Raw genomic sequence first — 15,569 nt, 5'->3', positions numbered from 1 at the left:
AAGTGGTCGGGGGTGTTCTTCCTCGTCGCCTTCGCGGTGATGTCCCTGGTCTGGGACGCCGGCGCCCGCCGCGCGATCGGCCTGCGCAGGCCGTACGTGGGGGCGCTGAACAGGGACCTGACCGGTGCCGTGCTGGCGATGGGACTGCTGCCCGCGGTCACCTACGTCGTCTCCTGGGCCGGATGGTTCGCCTCGCCGCTGGGCTGGGGCCGCAACTGGGCGCAGGCGACCTCGCAGGGCCCGGGGTTCTTCGTCTTCGACTCGCTCCGGTCGTGGCTCAGCTACCAGGTGCAGGTGCTCGGCTTCCACACCGGGCTGAGCAGCGGGCACACCTACCAGTCGGCCCCCTGGACCTGGCCCCTCCTGTCCCGTCCGGTGGCGTTCCACTACCCGGCGAACAAGACCGGATGCGGCGCCGACAGCTGCGCCGAGGCGGTGCTCGGGGTCGGCACCCCGGTCATCTGGTACGGGGGCCTCGCGGCCCTCATCGCCATGGTCGCCTGGTACGTCGCCACCCGCGACTGGCGCGCCGGGACCGTGCTCGTCGGTTACGCCGCCGGCTGGCTCCCCTGGTTCTACTACGCCCTCGCCGACAACCGGACCATGTATCTCTTCTACGCGATCACGATGCTCCCCTTCATGATCCTCGCGCTCACCCTGGCCGCCGGGCTGATCATCGGGCGGGCGGACGCCGCGCCCAACCGCAGGGCGGTGGGGGCCGCGGTCGTCGGGGCCTTCACGCTCCTCGCGCTGATCAACCTCGGATGGCTCTATCCGGTGCTGGTCGCCGAGCTCATCCCGCACTCCGAGTGGTGGGCGCGGATGCTGTTCCGGAGCTGGGTGTAGCGGGGCCGGGTCCGGCGAGATCGGGTGCGTCGGGAGCGGGCGGCGCGACGGGGCCGATCATGATCGGGCCGGTCGTGGCGTCGACGGGTTCGACGGGTACGGCATCACCGGGGGTGACGGCGGCGGGCGTGGCCGTGGCGGGCCTGGAGAACCCGTGGCGCAGCGAGATCGCCGCCGCCAGGCACGCCAGCGGCACCGCGGGCAGCAGGTAGCGGTAGTCGAACTCGGCCGTCGCCGCCGGGGCCAGGATGAGCCCGAACGAGGCCAGCCACGGCAGCAGCACCGGCCCGCCCAGCTTGCGCCAGCGCGCCGCGACCCCGGCCAGCCCGATCAGCAGCAGCACGCCGAGCACGATGCCGGGCAGCCGGACGACCCGCTGGTAGCCCTGCATGAAGGCGGCCCACGGGTCGCTGACGTCGGTGCCGATCACGCGCATCTTGCCCTGGATCGGCGCGGTCCGCAGGCCGGGGTCGTACTTGAGCGCGTCGGTGTCGGTGCTCCCCCGGTACGACGACCAGGCGGGCAGGACCTTGGTCTCCGGCAGGAACTCGTACTGCCGGTAGGTGTTGAAGTCGGGGAAGCGCGGCCGGCCCCAGTGGAAGGCGCGGAAGAAGTCACCGGCCACGAGGCTGAGATAGTCGAGCGGCTGGGACAGGATGGCCCGCTGGGCGAACGCCCCCGCCGTCTTGTTCGTCTCGGGGGTGAACGTGCTGCCCACCCCGAAGGCGTGGAAGCGCTGGCCGTTCTGCGCCCACCAGAGGTATTTCTGCCCGGAGAAGCCGCGCTGGCCCGGCGGCGCGCTGATGCACAGCAGCGCCAGCTCCAGCTCCTCCCGGGGGTCGATGTCCATCTTCCGGCAGTCGGCGAACAGCGCCGTCCGCATGTAGAGGATCGCCCCGTCGCTGTTGGTCATCGCGAAGTTGCCGTGCGCGGACGCGAACCAGGCCATGTAGCCGGTCACCGGGAGCGCGCACGCGACCACCATGGCCGCGATCGTCTTCCAGGCCGTGCGCTTCACCATCAGGTAGATCACGACCAGCACGAGGATCGGCAGGCCGATCGACCGGGTGAGCGCGGTGAGGGCGAGCAGCAGCCCGATCACCGCGCCGAGCCGCCAGGACATCCGCCGGTGCCAGAGCACCAGCGTGATCACGCCCACGACCAGCAGCATGAACATCGCGTCGGACATGATCAGGTGTTCGAGCTGGATCTGGTACGCGTCGAACAGCACCGGCAGCGCGGCCAGGGTCGCCCCCCAGCCGGGCAGCCCGAACCTGACGCGCAGCAGGGAGTAGATCAGCACCGCGACGCCCAGGCCCAGCAGGTGCTGGACGAAGACCACCAGGCCGAAACTGTGCAGCGGCCTCAGCAAAAGGAGCAGAAAGGAATAACCATTCGGTCGCAGGGCACTGGGCCGGTCGGGGTTCACCGCCCCCGAGACGTACTCGTAGGAATCGTTGAACCACTGGGCCGGGCCGTACCCGAGCATGGTGACCACACGCAGCAGGAAGGCCAGCGCGAGGGCGGCCACGAAGAGGCGATGCCGGTAGAGGAACGCCCGCAGGCGAGTGGCCCGGTCGGGCAAAGGCGCGTCCAGGCGAGGGCGGTCGGCGGCGGTCACCATGCATTACAGGATGCCAGCCGTTTCGGGGAGTTGACCCGGACAGGGGACTGTAGAGGGCATCATGGTGAGATTGAGTTGTGCAGTGAGTGAAGGGTTGAGACGTGGAACTGACCGTGGTCATGCCTTGCTTGAACGAGGCGGAGACCGTGGAGACCTGCGTACGCAAGGCGCTCGCCTGCATGCGGGAGCACGGGATCGACGGAGAAGTCCTGATCGCCGACAACGGCAGCACGGACGGCTCGCAGCAACTCGCGCGTGAGGCCGGAGCCCGGGTCGTGCACGTCGACGCCAAGGGATACGGCAACGCCCTGATGGGCGGCATCCGCGCGGCGCGCGGCCGCTACGTCATCATGGGCGACGCGGACGACTCCTACGACTTCACGGCGCTGCTGCCGTTCGTCGAGCAGCTCCGTGACGGCGCCGACCTGGTGATGGGCAACCGGTTCAAGGGCGGCATCGCGCCGGGCGCCATGCCCCCGCTCCACCGCTACCTGGGCAACCCGGTGCTCTCCTTCATCGGCCGCCTGTTCTTCCCCAGCGCGATCGGCGACTTCCACTGCGGCCTGCGCGGCTTCCGGCGCGACTCCATCCTCAAGCTCGGCCTGCAGACCGGCGGCATGGAGTTCGCGAGCGAGATGGTGGTCCGCTCGACCCTGTCCGGGCTGGACGTGCGCGAGGTGCCCACCACGCTGTCGCCCGACGGCCGCTCCCGCCCGCCGCACCTGCGCTCCTGGCGTGACGGCTGGCGCCACCTGCGCTTCCTGATGCTCTACAGCCCGCGCTGGCTGTTCTTCATCCCCGGCCTGGTCCTGATGACCCTCGGCCTGGTCGCGGGCGCCGCCCTCACCTTCGGCCCTGTCTACATCGGCAAGCTCGCCTTCGACGTCGACACCCTGGTCGGCGCCTCGGCCATGGTGGTGATCGGCTTCCAGGCGTCGCTGTTCGCCCTGTTCACCAAGGTGTACGCCGCCGAGGAGGGCTTCCTGCCGGAAGACAGGAGGGTGCGCAAGCTCGTCGACATCGTGAGCCTGGAGAAGGGCCTGATCGTCGGCGGCCTGCTCGCCCTGGGCGGCCTGGGCGGCCTGGTCGCCTCCCTGGTCCACTGGCAGACGCGCAGCTTCGGCCCGCTGATCCCCTCGGAGTCGCTGCGCATCGTCGTGCCCTCGGCCACCGCGCTGATCGTGAGCTTCCAGACGATCTTCGCCGCGCTGTTCATCAGCATCCTCGGCATCCGCCGTACCAAGGAGACGCCCATCGACGTGGCCGCCTCCGCCGCGGAGGAGGCCGCCGAGGCCGTCAGCCGCGCCGCGGCCGGCGACCCGGCAGACGTCCCCGCCGACGGTGCCACGCCGGCGGCCCCGAGGCTGCCGTAAGCGCCCCGCGACCCTGTGGCTGTCATGAGCGCGTCCTGATCACCACCGCGCCCTTGCGGCTGTCGTGAGCGCCTGATCACCACCGCGGCCCCGCGGTCGCCGTGAGCCGAGCCCGCGGGGTGGCGTCGAGCACCGCGGGGTGGCGCCGCGGCCGCCGTGAACGTCACGGCGGCCCCGTGGTCGCCGTGAGCGCCACGGCGGCTCCGGGAAGGTTCCCGGAAAGTCGAAGACCGCGGAGAGCCGTGACAGCACCAAGGCCCGAGGCCGCGTCCCTTAGGCTTGCACCATGTCCCAGCACATCCTGACCGCGGTCGCCTGGCCATACGCCAACGGCCCCCGCCACATCGGGCACGTCTCCGGATTCGGCGTGCCGTCCGACGTCTTCAGCCGCTACCAGCGGATGGCGGGCAACAAGGTCCTCATGGTGAGCGGGACCGACGAGCACGGCACCCCGATCCAGGTCCAGGCCGACAAGGAGGGCCTCACCGCCCGCGAGCTCGCCGACCGCTACAACAGAGTGATCGTCGAGGACCTCCAGGCACTGGGGCTCTCCTACGACCTGTTCACCCGGACCACCACGGAAAACCACTACGCGGTCACACAGGAGATCTTCAAGGGACTCCACGCCAACGGCTATATCTTCCCCCAGACCACGATGGGCGCCATCTCGCCCTCCACCGGCCGCACCCTGCCCGACCGCTACATCGAGGGCACCTGCCCGATCTGCGGTTACGAGAGCGCCCGTGGCGACCAGTGCGACAACTGCGGCAACCAGCTCGACCCGATCCAGCTGATCAACCCGGTGAGCAAGGTCAACGGTGAGACCCCGATCTTCGTGGAGACCGAGCACTTCATGCTCGACCTGCCCGCGTTCGCCGAGGTCCTGGCGTCGTGGCTGTCCTCCAAGGAGGGCGACTGGCGGCCCAACGTGCTGAAGTTCGCCCTCAACATGCTCGGTGACATGCACCCCCGGGCGATCAGCCGCGACCTCGACTGGGGCGTGCCGATCCCGCTGGAGGGCTGGAGCGACCAGGCCAACAAGCGGCTCTACGTCTGGTTCGACGCGGTCATCGGCTATCTCAGCGCCTCCATCGAGTGGGCCCGCCGCTCCGGCGACCCCGAGGCCTGGCGCCAGTGGTGGCAGGATCCCGAGGCCCTCGGCTACTACTTCATGGGCAAGGACAACATCGTCTTCCACGCGGAGATCTGGCCGGCGATGCTGCTCGGCTACAACGGCCAGGGGGCCCGTGACGGCGAGCCCGGCTCCCTCGGCGCGCTGAACCTGCCCTCCGAGGTCGTCTCCAGCGAGTTCCTGACCATGGAGGGGCGCAAGTTCTCCTCCTCCCGCTCGGTGGTCATCTACGTGCGCGACTTCCTGGAGCGCTACGACGCCGACGCGCTGCGCTACTACATCGCCGTGGCGGGCCCGGAGAACCAGGACACCGACTTCACCTGGTCGGAGTTCCTCAACCGCAACAACGGCGAGCTGGTGGCGGCCTGGGGCAACCTGGTGAACCGCTCGATCTCGATGGCCGCCAAGAACTTCGGGGTCATCCCCGAGGCGGGCGAGCTCAGCGACGCCGACCGCGCGATGCTGGAGCGCAGCCGCGCGGCCTTCCCGAAGGTCGCCGCCGAGTTCCAGCACTGCCGCTTCAAGAACGCGACGAACGAGGCGTTCGAGGTCATCCGCGAGGCCAACCGCTACCTGGCCGAGCAGGAGCCCTGGAAGATCAAGGACGACCCCGCGCGGGTGAAGACCATCCTGCACGTCGCCCTGCAGGTCGTGGACGACGCCAAGACGCTGCTCACCCCGGTCCTGCCCAACTCCTCCAACAAGATCTACGCGATGCTCGGCGGCACCGGCGTCTGGTCGGGCATGCCGGAGATCCAGGAGGTCACCGACGACGACGGCAGGACGTACCCGATCATCACCGGCTCCTACGACGGCGCCGCGCGCTGGGAGTCGTCCCCGATCCGGGTGGGTTCCCCGCTCGCCCCGCCGACCCCGCTGTTCGTGAAGCTCGACCCGAAGATCGTCGAGGAGGAGCTGGCCCGCCTGGGCGAGTAGGACCGGCCTTCCGCGATCCGCGCGGCCCGGATTCAGGGCTCCGCACGGCCCGTGCCCGGGTTCTCCCGTGCCCCGGGAGGCGCGATCCGTGTCCGGGGATCCGCACGGCCCGTGCTCGGTCCCTCTCGTGCCCTGCGAGGCGCGATCCGTGTCCGGGGATCCGCACGGGCCGTGCTCGGGTTCTCCCGTGCCCCGGGAGGCGCGATCCGTGTCCAGGGCTTTCGCGGCCCGCGCCCGGCCACCGGGCGCGGGCCGCACCGGCTTCTCGGTAGGTTGGACGCCGTGAGCACGCCGAAGCTTCCCGACGCACCCAGGCCCCTGCCGGCAGAGGTGTTCGACAGCCACTGCCACCTGGACATCATGGTGGGCAACCGCCAGGCGTCCTCGGGGGATCCGGTCGCCCAGGCCGCGCAGGCGGCCCGGACGAGCGTCGAGGGCATCCTCGACGAGGCTCGTGCCGTCGGGGTGACGCGGCTCGTCACGATCGGCTACGACCTGCCGTCCTCGCGCTGGAACGCCGAGACGGCCGCCCTGCACGCGGACGTCTACGCCGGGGTGGCCATCCACCCCAACGAGGCGCACGCCTCGACGCCGGAGACCCTCGCCGAGATCGAGCGGCTCGCCCGCCTGCCGCACGTCAGGGCGGTGGGGGAGACCGGTCTCGACTACTACCGCGACTGGGCGTCGAAGGACGACCAGCACGCCAGCTTCCGCGCGCACATCGAGATCGCCAAGCGGACCGGCAAGGCCCTGGTGATCCACGACCGCGAGGCCCACGACGACGTGCTGCGCGTGCTGGCCGAGGAGGGCGCCCCCGAGGTCGTGGTGTTCCACAGCTTCTCCGGTGACGCCGAGATGGCGAAGCGGTGTGTCGCCGCCGGATATTTCATGTCGTTCTCCGGCCCGGTCACCTACAAGAACGCCGCCTACCTCCGCGAGGCCGCGCGGGTCGCGCCGAGGGAGCTGATCCTCGTCGAGACCGACGCCCCCTACCTGCCGCCCACCCCCCACCGGGGCAAACCCAACGCCCCGTACCTCATCCCGCTCACGCTGCGCTGCCTCGCCGAGGTCAAGGCGGCCGACCTCACCGACCTCGCCACCGCCATCAGCGCCAACGGGGAGACCGTCTTCGGCTCCTGGTGACGGGGCCGGGGTCCGAGTCCCGCGCACGGTGCGGCCGGACCTCACACGCTCCCTGCCCGTGGCGAGCCCGGACCCGTGCGATCCCGTTCGACGGCGAGTCCGAACCCGTGCGATCCCACCCGACGGCGGGACCCGAGGCCGGGAGTCCCGGCTCGCGGCGGGGCCGGGCCGGGAGTCCCGGCCCGGCCCGGGACGGAACCGGAGCCGGAGCCGGGAGGCTCAGCCCACGGCGGCGCCGAAGTCGGCGGAGGCGGCGCCTTCGAGGGCGGGGACCTTCCCGGTGCCCGGTGAGAGCGGGATGCCCTGGGAGTCGTTGCGGCCCAGCAGGACGACCGCTCCGGCGCCTCCCCTGTCGGGCGCCCCGACGACCAGCCGGTTGCCGCTGAACCCGACCGACCAGCCGAAGTGGTCACCCGCCTCGCTCTGGGAGACCAGCGTGCTCGTCGCCTGCGCGCCTATCGTGATCAGTCGTACGCCGCCCTGCCCGCCGGTGCCGTCGAAGGGCACGCCCACGGCGAGCCTGACCTCTCCCGCGCCCTCGCCGGTGAAGGCCAGCGAGAATCCGTAGCCCTCGCCCTCGGCCCCTTCGGCGCCCTGGTGGAGGGTGGTGAGAGGGTTGATCTCCCGGTCGCCGGAGGACTGGAACAGCTGGACGAGGCCGGAGTCCTTCACCTCGCCGCCGTCACCGAGGGGGGCGCTCACCGCGAGGTAACCGATGCCGTCCTGCTCTGTGTAGGCCATCGCGTAGCCGAACCGGTCACCCGCCTCCGACCTGGCCACCTCACGAAGGTCCCACTTCCTGCTCGCGTACTCGTCCTTGGGTTCGCGCACGTCGTAGATCACCGCGATCGACCCCGAGTCGGGCTTGCCCGCGTTGACCTGGCGGCCCACCCCGTCGTCGTTCTCGTACGGCACCCCGACCGCGAGATCCGGCTCGTCCGAGCCGCCACCGAGCCTGCCGATCGCCAGCGACCAGCCGAACATGTCGCCGACCTCGCCGTTGCCCGTCACGCCCTCGGTCTCCTGGGAGATCCGCCGCCCCGTGCCGGGCGTCGGGGTGCCGAAGAGGTAGACGGCGCCGGAGTCGGCCGTGCCGTCGGCGTCCTCGTGCGGGGCTCCGACCGCCACCAGCGTCCCGCCGGAGGCCAGGGACCAGCCGAAGTGGGCGTCGGCCTCCGGCTCGGGGGCGGCCAGACGGGCCGTCCTGCCCCCGGGGCCGCCGTACACCACGTAGACCGCGCCCGCGTCCGCGAGACCCGCCACGTCCGCGTACGGGGCGCCGACGAGCAGGTCCGCGCAGCCGTCGCCGTCGACCTTGGCCAGCCGGACCGACCACCCGAAGGCGTCGCCCGCCTTCGCCTCGGGGACGGTCACGGCCTTCCCCTTCTCTCCCCGGCCGAACAGCACGTGGACGGCTCCCGAGCCGGTCAGCCCGCCGGGGTTGGCGAAGGGGTCGCCGACCGCGAAGTCCTCCAGGCCGTCGCCGTCGAAGTCGCTCACGCCCGCCCCGGCGCAGTCGGCGGGGAAGGCGGACGAGGCGGTGCCGGTCGAGGCTCCGGCCGCGACGCCGGATGTGGCCGCGAGGGGGCCGGCGGGCGCGGTGAGCGCCTCGGCGGCCCCGGTGGAGGTGAGCGCGATCGCGGCGGTCGCGGCGACGGAGAGCAGCAGCCTCATGACAGCCTCACCTCGATGTTCCTGCCTCCCTGGATCAGCACACCGGTCAGCTTGACGGGCTTGCGGGCCGGGGGCAGGTCGAAGACGAGGACGGCCTCCACCTTCGTGCCCGGCGGGAGGGCGGGGGGCAGGGCCGTCGACACCCGCTCGGGGGTGTGTGCCGAGCCGCGGTCGTCGGTCAGGGTGATGGCGGCGGTGTCACCGAGCCGGACCTGCTCCCCGCCGGTGTTGATCAGCGTCAACGGGACCGCGCAGAACCGGCCCTTCGCCGGGGTGGCGTTCCCGTAGGAGGTGAGCCCGCAGGCCGGGGTGCGCGGGACGATCAGCTGGGGGTCCTCGATGAAGGAGCCGGTCGTGATCTTGCGGCCCACGTCGCCGGCGCCGGTACCGGCGAGGTCGCCGGTCCGCCCGGCGACGCCGGGGGTGGCCGTCCCCGCCCGGCCCTGGTCGTTCGCGTTCCCGCCGGGGATGTTCATCAGGACGACGACCGTGACGGCGAGTGCCGCGAGCACGGCCAGCCCGGCGAACAGCCAGCGCCGCCGGGGCGCCGAGCCCTTCGCGTCCGGCGTGTTCGATCCCGGCGGGACCTGGAAGCCGGTCGGGGGGAGCGTGGGCGCCTGACCCGGCGCCTGGCCCTGTATCCGGCGCTGTACCTGGCCCTGCCCTTGTGGCCCCTGTGGCCCTTGTGCCTGGCCTCGTCCCTGCCCCGGGTCAGGGCCCGGTGCGAGGCCCGCCGCCTGGCCGGACGGCGGGGCGTGGAAGGGGTTCGTGAACGGGCGCGACGGCGAGGTCGTGGGCTCGGCCCGCATGGGGTACGGGAGCGGATTCGGCGACGGGGTCCACTCCGGTGCCGTCGGAGAACCCGGCGCCCCCGGAGAACCCGACGGCCCGGACGGCGAGGCTGGGGAGACCGGGGAGACCGGGGAGACCGGTGCCGTGCGGGACCCGGAGGCCGGAGGTGTCGTGGACGCGCCGGACGGTTCGGACGGCGAGGCCCCCGAAGCTCCCGAGGCCCCCGAGGGCGCCGTGGTCTCCGGGGGCGCGGACGCGAGGGTCGCCCCGGGGGCGGACGAGGCCGGTACGGAGGGCGAGTCCGCCGGGTCCCAGTCGGGAACCGATCCGGGGATGGGCGTCGGCGCCGTGGCCGGGTCGGTGAACCCCGCCTCCAGGTTCAGCGCGCTGAGGGTCTGGGTGGAGTCGGGCTCCACGTTGGCGGGCGGCTCCCACGACTCGTTCAGCATGTCCGTGGCGATCAGCGTGGGCGGGTCGGCCCGCGCGGGAGCCGGAGCGGCCGGGGCCGCGATCCCGCCGCCGACCAGGGCGATCAGCAGGTCCTGGGCGCTGGGCCGCTGGTAGGGGTCCATCTCGGTCGCGCGGCGGACCAGGTCGTTCAGCGGGGCGGGGAGCGCGCCCAGGTCGGGCGGGGTGGTGAGCAGCCGGGTGGCCATGGTCATCATGTCGCCGCGCCCGTAGGGGTGGCGGCCGTTGCCCGCGTACGCGACCATGCAGCCCCAGGCGAAGACGTCGGCGGCCGGGGTGATCTCCAGGCCGCGCACCTGCTCGGGGGCCCACCAGCCGGGGCTGCCGAGCACCTCGCCCGAGCGGGTGAAGCTGTGCGTGGAGTCGAGGGCCCTGGCGATGCCGAAGTCGATCACGCGGGGTCCCGACATGGACAGGATCACGTTGGCGGGCTTGAGGTCCCGGTGCACCAGCCCGGCGACGTGGATCGCGGCCAGCGCCGCCGCCACCCCCAGGGCCACGCCGTGCAGGGTGCCCTGCTCCAGGGCGCCGTGCTCGATGATCTGGCGGGACAGCGGCGTGCCCGGGATGTACTCGGTGACCATGTACGGCCGGCCGTCGTCGTCGTTGCCGTTGTCCAGCACCTGCGCGGTGCAGAACGAGGCCACCCGCCGGGCGTTCTCGACCTCGGTGTGGAACCTCGCCGCGAAGCCCTCCTCGATCGCGAACTCCGCCTTCACCACCTTGAGCGCGACCGGCCTCCCCGTCGGGGCCAGCGCGAGGTAGACGGTTCCCATCCCGCCCTCTCCGAGACGTCCGAGCAGACGATAACTCCCGATCTGCTCGGGGTCGGCGGGTCGCAGCCCCTCGACACCGGGCTGGTTCACGTCCTCTTCACCGGGAAGATTCCCTTTCTCACCGTCGGGCCCCCGTACGGCAACGTTATCCACAACGGAACCCCTCGCGCTTCATCGAGCGTCTTTGCATCGTCTTCGGTGCGGGAAACTGGTCGGATGGCATGGGAGAGCGACCTTGGGTGATCGAGACAAACGAGTCGAAGACCACGGCGGACCGGTGGATGCCGGGTTTCAGCCGCCGTGCGGAGAACCAGCATGAGCCTTCTTGGTCCGGCAGAAATACGTATTTTGGCGAACAAGCTCAATATTCGTCCCACGAAAAAGCTCGGCCAGAACTTCGTGATCGACGCGGGCACGGTCCGCAAGATCGTGCGGGTGGCCGGGCTCGAGCCCGGCGACGTCGTCATCGAGGTCGGCCCCGGGCTGGGGTCGCTCACGCTGGCCCTGCTTCCCGAGGTCCGCGGCGTGATCGCCGTGGAGATCGACCCCGTCCTCGCCGCCCAGCTCCCGCTGACCGTCGGTGAGCACGCCCCCGAGTTCGCCGACCGTCTCACCGTGGTGCTCGCCGACGCCATGCGCGTGCTGCCCGCGGACCTGCCGGAGGAGAGGCCGACCGCGCTGGTCGCCAACCTCCCCTACAACGTGTCCGTGCCGGTGGTGCTGCACCTGCTGGAGACGCAGCCGTCGCTGAGCAAGGTTCTGATCATGGTGCAGGCCGAGGTCGCCGACCGGCTGGCCGCCGCCCCCGGCTCCAAGGTGTACGGCATCCCCTCGGTCAAGGCCGCCTGGTACGCCGACGTCCGCCGGGCCGGTCCCGTCGGCCGCACGGTCTTCTGGCCGGTTCCCAACGTCGACTCCGGGCTGGTCGCGATGGTCCGGCGGGAACCGCCCACGACCGTGGCCACCCGTGAGGAGGTCTTCGCGGTGGTGGACGCCGCCTTCGCCCAGCGCCGCAAGACCCTCCGCGCCGCCCTGGCCTCCTGGGCGGGTACGGCCCCCGCGGCCGAGCGGGCGCTGCGGGCCGCGGGCGTCGACCCCTCCGAGCGCGGCGAGCAGCTCACCGTCGAGGACTTCGCGCGGATCGCCGAGCACCGCGAGACGGAAAGCACGGCGGGAAGCGGTGTGTAGCGTGATTCGCCGGGTGGTTCGCGTGCGCGGTGGAGGGATCCCGTTACGATCTGACGTCGTGACCAGTGAGCGAGCCCCGATGGGGGACGCATGAACTCCGTGACCGTCCGCGTGCCCGCGAAGGTCAACCTGCAGCTCGCCGTCGGGCCGCTGCGGGACGACGGCTACCACGATCTCGTCAACGTCTTCCACGCCGTCTCGATCTTCGACGAGGTCACGGCCACCGCGGAGACCGGGATGAGCGTCCGGGTGGAGGGCGAGTCCGCCGACCAGGTGCCGGGGGACCGCGACAACCTCGCGATCAAGGCCGCCCTCGCGCTGGCCGGGCACGCGGGCCGCTCGTACGGCGTGCACCTGTTCATCCGCAAGTCGATCCCGGTGGCGGGCGGCATGGCGGGCGGCAGCGCCGACGCCGCCGCGGCCCTGGTCGCCTGCAACGAGCTGTGGGGCCTCGGCCTGCCGCTGGAGGACCTGATGGAGATCGCCGCCGACCTCGGCAGCGACGTCCCGTTCGCGCTGCTCGGCGGTACGGCCGTCGGCACCGGCAGGGGCGAGCGGCTCACCCCGCTGGACGTCGCGGGCACCTTCCACTGGGTGTTCGCGCTCGCCGACGGCGGCCTGTCCACGGCCACGGTGTACGCCGAGTGCGACCGCCTCCGCCAGGCGACCGGCGAGCGGGTCGCCTGGCCCCAGGCCGCCGAGCCGCTGCTGGCCGCGCTCCGCGAGGGGAACGCGGAGATCCTCGGCACCGAGCTCCGCAACGATCTACAGCCCGCCGCCGTGATGCTGCGCGGTTCCCTGGCCCGCACCCTGGACGCCGGTCGCGAGCACGGCGCCCTCGGCTCGCTGGTCTCCGGCTCCGGGCCCACCTGCGCCTTCCTCGCCCGCTCCGAGGCCCACGCGGGCGAGCTGGCCGCCTCCCTGAAGGACGCCGGGGTGGCGCGCGACGTCATCACCGCGCACGGCCCCGTCCCCGGCCCCGTGATCGTTTAGCCGTTCCCGCCCCGCTCCCGACGGTCCGCGTGACCGGGGCCGGGCCGGGGCGTTTCCGGGTGGGGGGCGCGCCGGCCGGGAGCGGATACGCTTGTGTTGCGATGAATCTGGTCAATCTTGAGTCGGTCTCCCACTCCTACGGTCCCAAGCCCCTGCTCCGCGACGTCTCCCTCGGCATCGAGGTGGGCGACCGCATCGGCGTGGTCGGCCGCAACGGCGGCGGCAAGACCACCCTCATCTCGGTGCTGGCGGGCGACCTCAAGCCGAACTCCGGACGGGTCACCCACAACCGAGGGCTCCAGGTGGGCTCGCTGTCACAGGGCGACGACCTCGATCCGGCGCTGGCGGTGCGCGACATCGTCCTCGGTGACAGGTCCGAGCACGAGTGGGCGGGCGACGCGGGCATCCGCGAGATCCTCGCCAGCCTGCTCGGCGACATCGACCTGACGGCACTCGCCGGGAGCCTGTCGGGCGGTGAGCGGCGCCGTACGGCCCTGGCCAAGCTGCTCATCGACGAGCACGACCTGATCATCCTGGACGAGCCCACCAACCACCTCGACATCGAGGCCATCGACTGGCTCGCCAGGCACCTGGCGGGCCGCAGGACCGCGCTGGTGGTCGTGACCCACGACCGGTGGTTCCTGGACGCGGTCTCCACCAGGACGTGGGAGGTCGTGGACGGCGCGGTCGAGCGCTACGAGGGCGGGTACGCCGCGTACGTGCTGGCCAAGGCCGAGCGCGCCCGGGTCGCCGCCTCCACCGAGGCCCGCCGCCAGAACCTGATGCGCAAGGAGATCGCCTGGCTCCGCCGGGGCCCGCCCGCGCGCACGTCCAAGCCCAAGTTCCGCATCGACGCCGCCCAGGCGCTCATCGCCGACGAGCCGCCCGCGAGGGAGAGCGTCGAGCTGGTCAAGTTCGCCGCCGCCCGGCTGGGCCGCACGGTCTACGACCTGGAGGACGTCACCCTGCACGCCGGGGGCCCCGGCCAGGGCCCGATGGTCCTCGACCACTCGACCTGGCAGTTCGGTCCCGGCGACCGGGTCGGCCTGATCGGCGTGAACGGGTCGGGCAAGTCCTCGCTGCTCCGCCTGCTCGCCGGTACGGTGCACCCCGACTCGGGCAGGCTCGTACGCGGCAAGACGGTCCGCCTGGCGCACCTGTCGCAGGAGCTGGGCGAGCTCGACCCGGAGCGCCGGGTGCTGGAGACCGTCGAGGAGGTCCGCAAGTTCATCCAGGTCGGCAAGAAGGAGTGGACGGCCTCCCAGCTGCTGGAGCGTCTCGGCTTCAAGGGCGACGCGCAGTGGAAGGTCGTCGGCGACCTGTCCGGTGGCGAGCGGCGCCGCCTGCAGCTGCTCCGCCTGCTCATGGACGACCCCAACGTGCTGCTGCTCGACGAGCCGACCAACGACCTCGACATCGAGACGCTCAACGAGCTGGAGGACCTGCTCGACGGCTGGCCGGGCACGCTGATCCTGGTCAGCCACGACCGCTACTTCCTGGAGCGGGTCACCGACAGGACCGTCGCCCTGCTCGGCGACCGCAAGCTGTCGATGCTCCCCGGCGGGGTGGACGAATACCTCGCCCGGCGCGCCTCGGGGGCGGCCCTGTCCGCGCGGGCGGCGTCCGGAGCGGTGTCCGGTACGGCCTCGGCGACCTCGTCCACCGGCGCGAAGGAGACGGTCCCCGGCCTGTCCGCGAAGGACGAGCGTGACCTCCGCAAGGAGCTCTCCCGGCTGGAGCGCCAGCTCGACAAGCTGAGCGGCCGGGAGGCGAAGCTGCACGCGTCGATGGCCGACGCCGCCGCCGACTACGAGCGGCTGGCCTCACTCGACGCGCAGCTGAAGGAGATCCTCGCGGAGAAGGAGTCGATCGAGGGCGAGTGGCTGGAGCTCGCCGACCGCCTGGGCGAATAGGGGCGAACGGGTCTGAGTCCGTCCCGAAGGCGAGGAAGGCTCAGGGTTCGTCCCGAAGCGAGCAAGGCGCAGGTTTGGATCTTCCTCGGAGGGTATGGAGGGTCAGCGCACTCCGGTTTCGGTGGCGTCGAAAGGGACGAGCAGCGTGCGCAGCAGGCCCGCGAGGGCCTGCTGTTCGCGTTTTCCCAGGCCCGACAGGAGATCGCGCTCGCGGCGCAGCAGGTCGGCGAAGGCGCCGTCCACGCGCGTCCGTCCGGCGTCGGTCAGGGAGACCAGGACGCCGCGCCGGTCCTCGGGGTCGGGACGCCGCCTCACCAGCCCGGCCGCGGCCAGCCGGTCGATCCGGTTGGTCATCGTCCCCGAGGTCACCAGCGTCGCGCGGAGCAGGGCTCCCGGGCTCATCTCGTACGGATCCCCGGCCCGGCGCAGGGCGGTGAGCACGTCGAACTCCCAGGTCTCCAGGCCGTGCTCGGCGAAGGAGGCCCGTCGGGCCCGGTCGAGGTGGCGGGCGAGCCGGGAGACCCGGCTGAGCACCTGGAGCGGCTCCACGTCGAGGTCGGGGCGTTCCTGGCGCCAGGCGGCGACCAGCAGGTCGACCTCGTCGCTGCCGGGGTCGCTGCCGGGTTCACCGCCGAGATCACCGCCGAGATCACCGCCGGAGGCCCCGCCGAGATCCCTACCGAGATCACCCCTGGGGTCACCACCGAGGTC

General features: G+C 72.0%; 11 protein-coding genes. 7 read left to right on the top strand and 4 right to left on the bottom strand.

The genetic code is table 11. The features are described 5' to 3' along the window. On the top strand, positions 1 to 846 hold an 846-nt coding region (locus ACFFRH_RS22805), incomplete at its 5' end, for a dolichyl-phosphate-mannose--protein mannosyltransferase (RefSeq protein ID WP_386159370.1). Here ACFFRH_RS22805 and ACFFRH_RS22800 read toward each other — a convergent pair. Beyond that, positions 794 to 2,470: a hypothetical protein gene (locus ACFFRH_RS22800; protein WP_344743812.1), complete on the bottom strand. Its 1,677-nt coding sequence runs from the start codon at positions 2,468 to 2,470 to the stop codon at positions 794 to 796. The two genes, ACFFRH_RS22805 and ACFFRH_RS22800, sit on opposite strands and share 53 nt — an antisense overlap. A gap of 101 nt (positions 2,471 to 2,571) precedes the next feature. On the opposite strand from ACFFRH_RS22800, the gene ACFFRH_RS22795 reads away from it, so the two are divergent. From ACFFRH_RS22795 to ACFFRH_RS22785, 3 genes are all read left to right on the top strand, one after another. After that, a complete protein-coding gene (locus tag ACFFRH_RS22795; RefSeq protein ID WP_386159367.1) occupies positions 2,572 to 3,843 on the top strand; it encodes a glycosyltransferase in 1,272 nt (423 codons plus the stop codon). A gap of 286 nt (positions 3,844 to 4,129) precedes the next feature. Then, on the top strand, positions 4,130 to 5,911 hold the full coding sequence (gene metG / locus ACFFRH_RS22790; RefSeq protein ID WP_386159364.1) for a methionine--tRNA ligase: 1,782 nt from the start codon (positions 4,130 to 4,132) through the stop codon (positions 5,909 to 5,911). A gap of 282 nt (positions 5,912 to 6,193) precedes the next feature. After that, a complete protein-coding gene (locus tag ACFFRH_RS22785) occupies positions 6,194 to 7,054 on the top strand; it encodes a TatD family hydrolase (RefSeq protein ID WP_344743814.1) in 861 nt (286 codons plus the stop codon). A gap of 219 nt (positions 7,055 to 7,273) precedes the next feature. On the opposite strand, the gene ACFFRH_RS22780 is transcribed toward ACFFRH_RS22785, so the two are convergent. Together ACFFRH_RS22780 and ACFFRH_RS22775 are read right to left on the bottom strand one after the other, a co-directional pair. Beyond that, complete coding sequence (locus tag ACFFRH_RS22780; protein WP_344743815.1) at positions 7,274 to 8,728, bottom strand: FG-GAP-like repeat-containing protein; 1,455 nt, start codon at positions 8,726 to 8,728, stop codon at positions 7,274 to 7,276. Further along, a complete protein-coding gene (locus ACFFRH_RS22775; RefSeq protein WP_386159360.1) occupies positions 8,725 to 10,854 on the bottom strand; it encodes a serine/threonine-protein kinase in 2,130 nt (709 codons plus the stop codon). The genes ACFFRH_RS22780 and ACFFRH_RS22775 overlap by 4 nt, the downstream gene beginning before the upstream one ends. Positions 10,855 to 11,079: 225 nt before the next feature. On the opposite strand from ACFFRH_RS22775, the gene rsmA reads away from it, so the two are divergent. The 3 genes from rsmA to ACFFRH_RS22760 all read left to right on the top strand — a co-directional run bounded on the left by rsmA (position 11,080) and on the right by ACFFRH_RS22760 (position 14,858). After that, on the top strand, positions 11,080 to 11,952 hold the full coding sequence (gene rsmA, locus ACFFRH_RS22770; protein ID WP_344743817.1) for a 16S rRNA (adenine(1518)-N(6)/adenine(1519)-N(6))-dimethyltransferase RsmA: 873 nt from the start codon (positions 11,080 to 11,082) through the stop codon (positions 11,950 to 11,952). Positions 11,953 to 12,042: 90 nt separating this feature from the next. Continuing rightward, positions 12,043 to 12,945 (top strand): 4-(cytidine 5'-diphospho)-2-C-methyl-D-erythritol kinase, encoded by a 903-nt coding sequence (locus tag ACFFRH_RS22765; RefSeq protein ID WP_344743818.1) that lies wholly within the window; start codon positions 12,043 to 12,045, stop codon positions 12,943 to 12,945. 101 nt (positions 12,946 to 13,046) lie between these two features. Continuing rightward, positions 13,047 to 14,858, top strand: coding sequence for an ABC-F family ATP-binding cassette domain-containing protein (locus ACFFRH_RS22760; protein ID WP_344743820.1), 1,812 nt, complete (start codon positions 13,047 to 13,049; stop codon positions 14,856 to 14,858). Between the two features lie 102 nt (positions 14,859 to 14,960). Here ACFFRH_RS22760 and ACFFRH_RS22755 read toward each other — a convergent pair whose 3' ends face one another. Further along, positions 14,961 to 15,449 carry a MarR family winged helix-turn-helix transcriptional regulator gene (locus ACFFRH_RS22755; protein WP_344743859.1) on the bottom strand — a complete coding sequence of 163 codons (489 nt, stop codon included), beginning with the start codon at positions 15,447 to 15,449 and terminating at the stop codon, positions 14,961 to 14,963. Between the last annotated feature and the right edge of the window lie 120 nt (positions 15,450 to 15,569).

The organism is Streptosporangium vulgare (assembly GCF_042428775.1).
Classification (GTDB): domain Bacteria; phylum Actinomycetota; class Actinomycetes; order Streptosporangiales; family Streptosporangiaceae; genus Streptosporangium; species Streptosporangium vulgare.
The sequence above is the reverse complement of the archived record's forward strand: the minus strand, read 5'-3'. Positions and strand labels throughout refer to the sequence as shown.

Excerpts from the sequence above, each read along its gene's own strand:
- ACFFRH_RS22760 (WP_344743820.1), top strand. The coding sequence starts at position 13,047 with ATGAATCTGGTCAATCTTGAGTCGGTCTCCCACTCCTACGGTCCCAAG.
- rsmA (WP_344743817.1), top strand. The coding sequence starts at position 11,080 with ATGAGCCTTCTTGGTCCGGCAGAAATACGTATTTTGGCGAACAAGCTC.
- metG (WP_386159364.1), top strand. The coding sequence starts at position 4,130 with ATGTCCCAGCACATCCTGACCGCGGTCGCCTGGCCATACGCCAACGGC.
- ACFFRH_RS22780 (WP_344743815.1), bottom strand. The coding sequence starts at position 8,728 with ATGAGGCTGCTGCTCTCCGTCGCCGCGACCGCCGCGATCGCGCTCACC.
- ACFFRH_RS22765 (WP_344743818.1), top strand. The coding sequence starts at position 12,043 with ATGAACTCCGTGACCGTCCGCGTGCCCGCGAAGGTCAACCTGCAGCTC.
- ACFFRH_RS22800 (WP_344743812.1), bottom strand. The coding sequence starts at position 2,470 with ATGGTGACCGCCGCCGACCGCCCTCGCCTGGACGCGCCTTTGCCCGAC.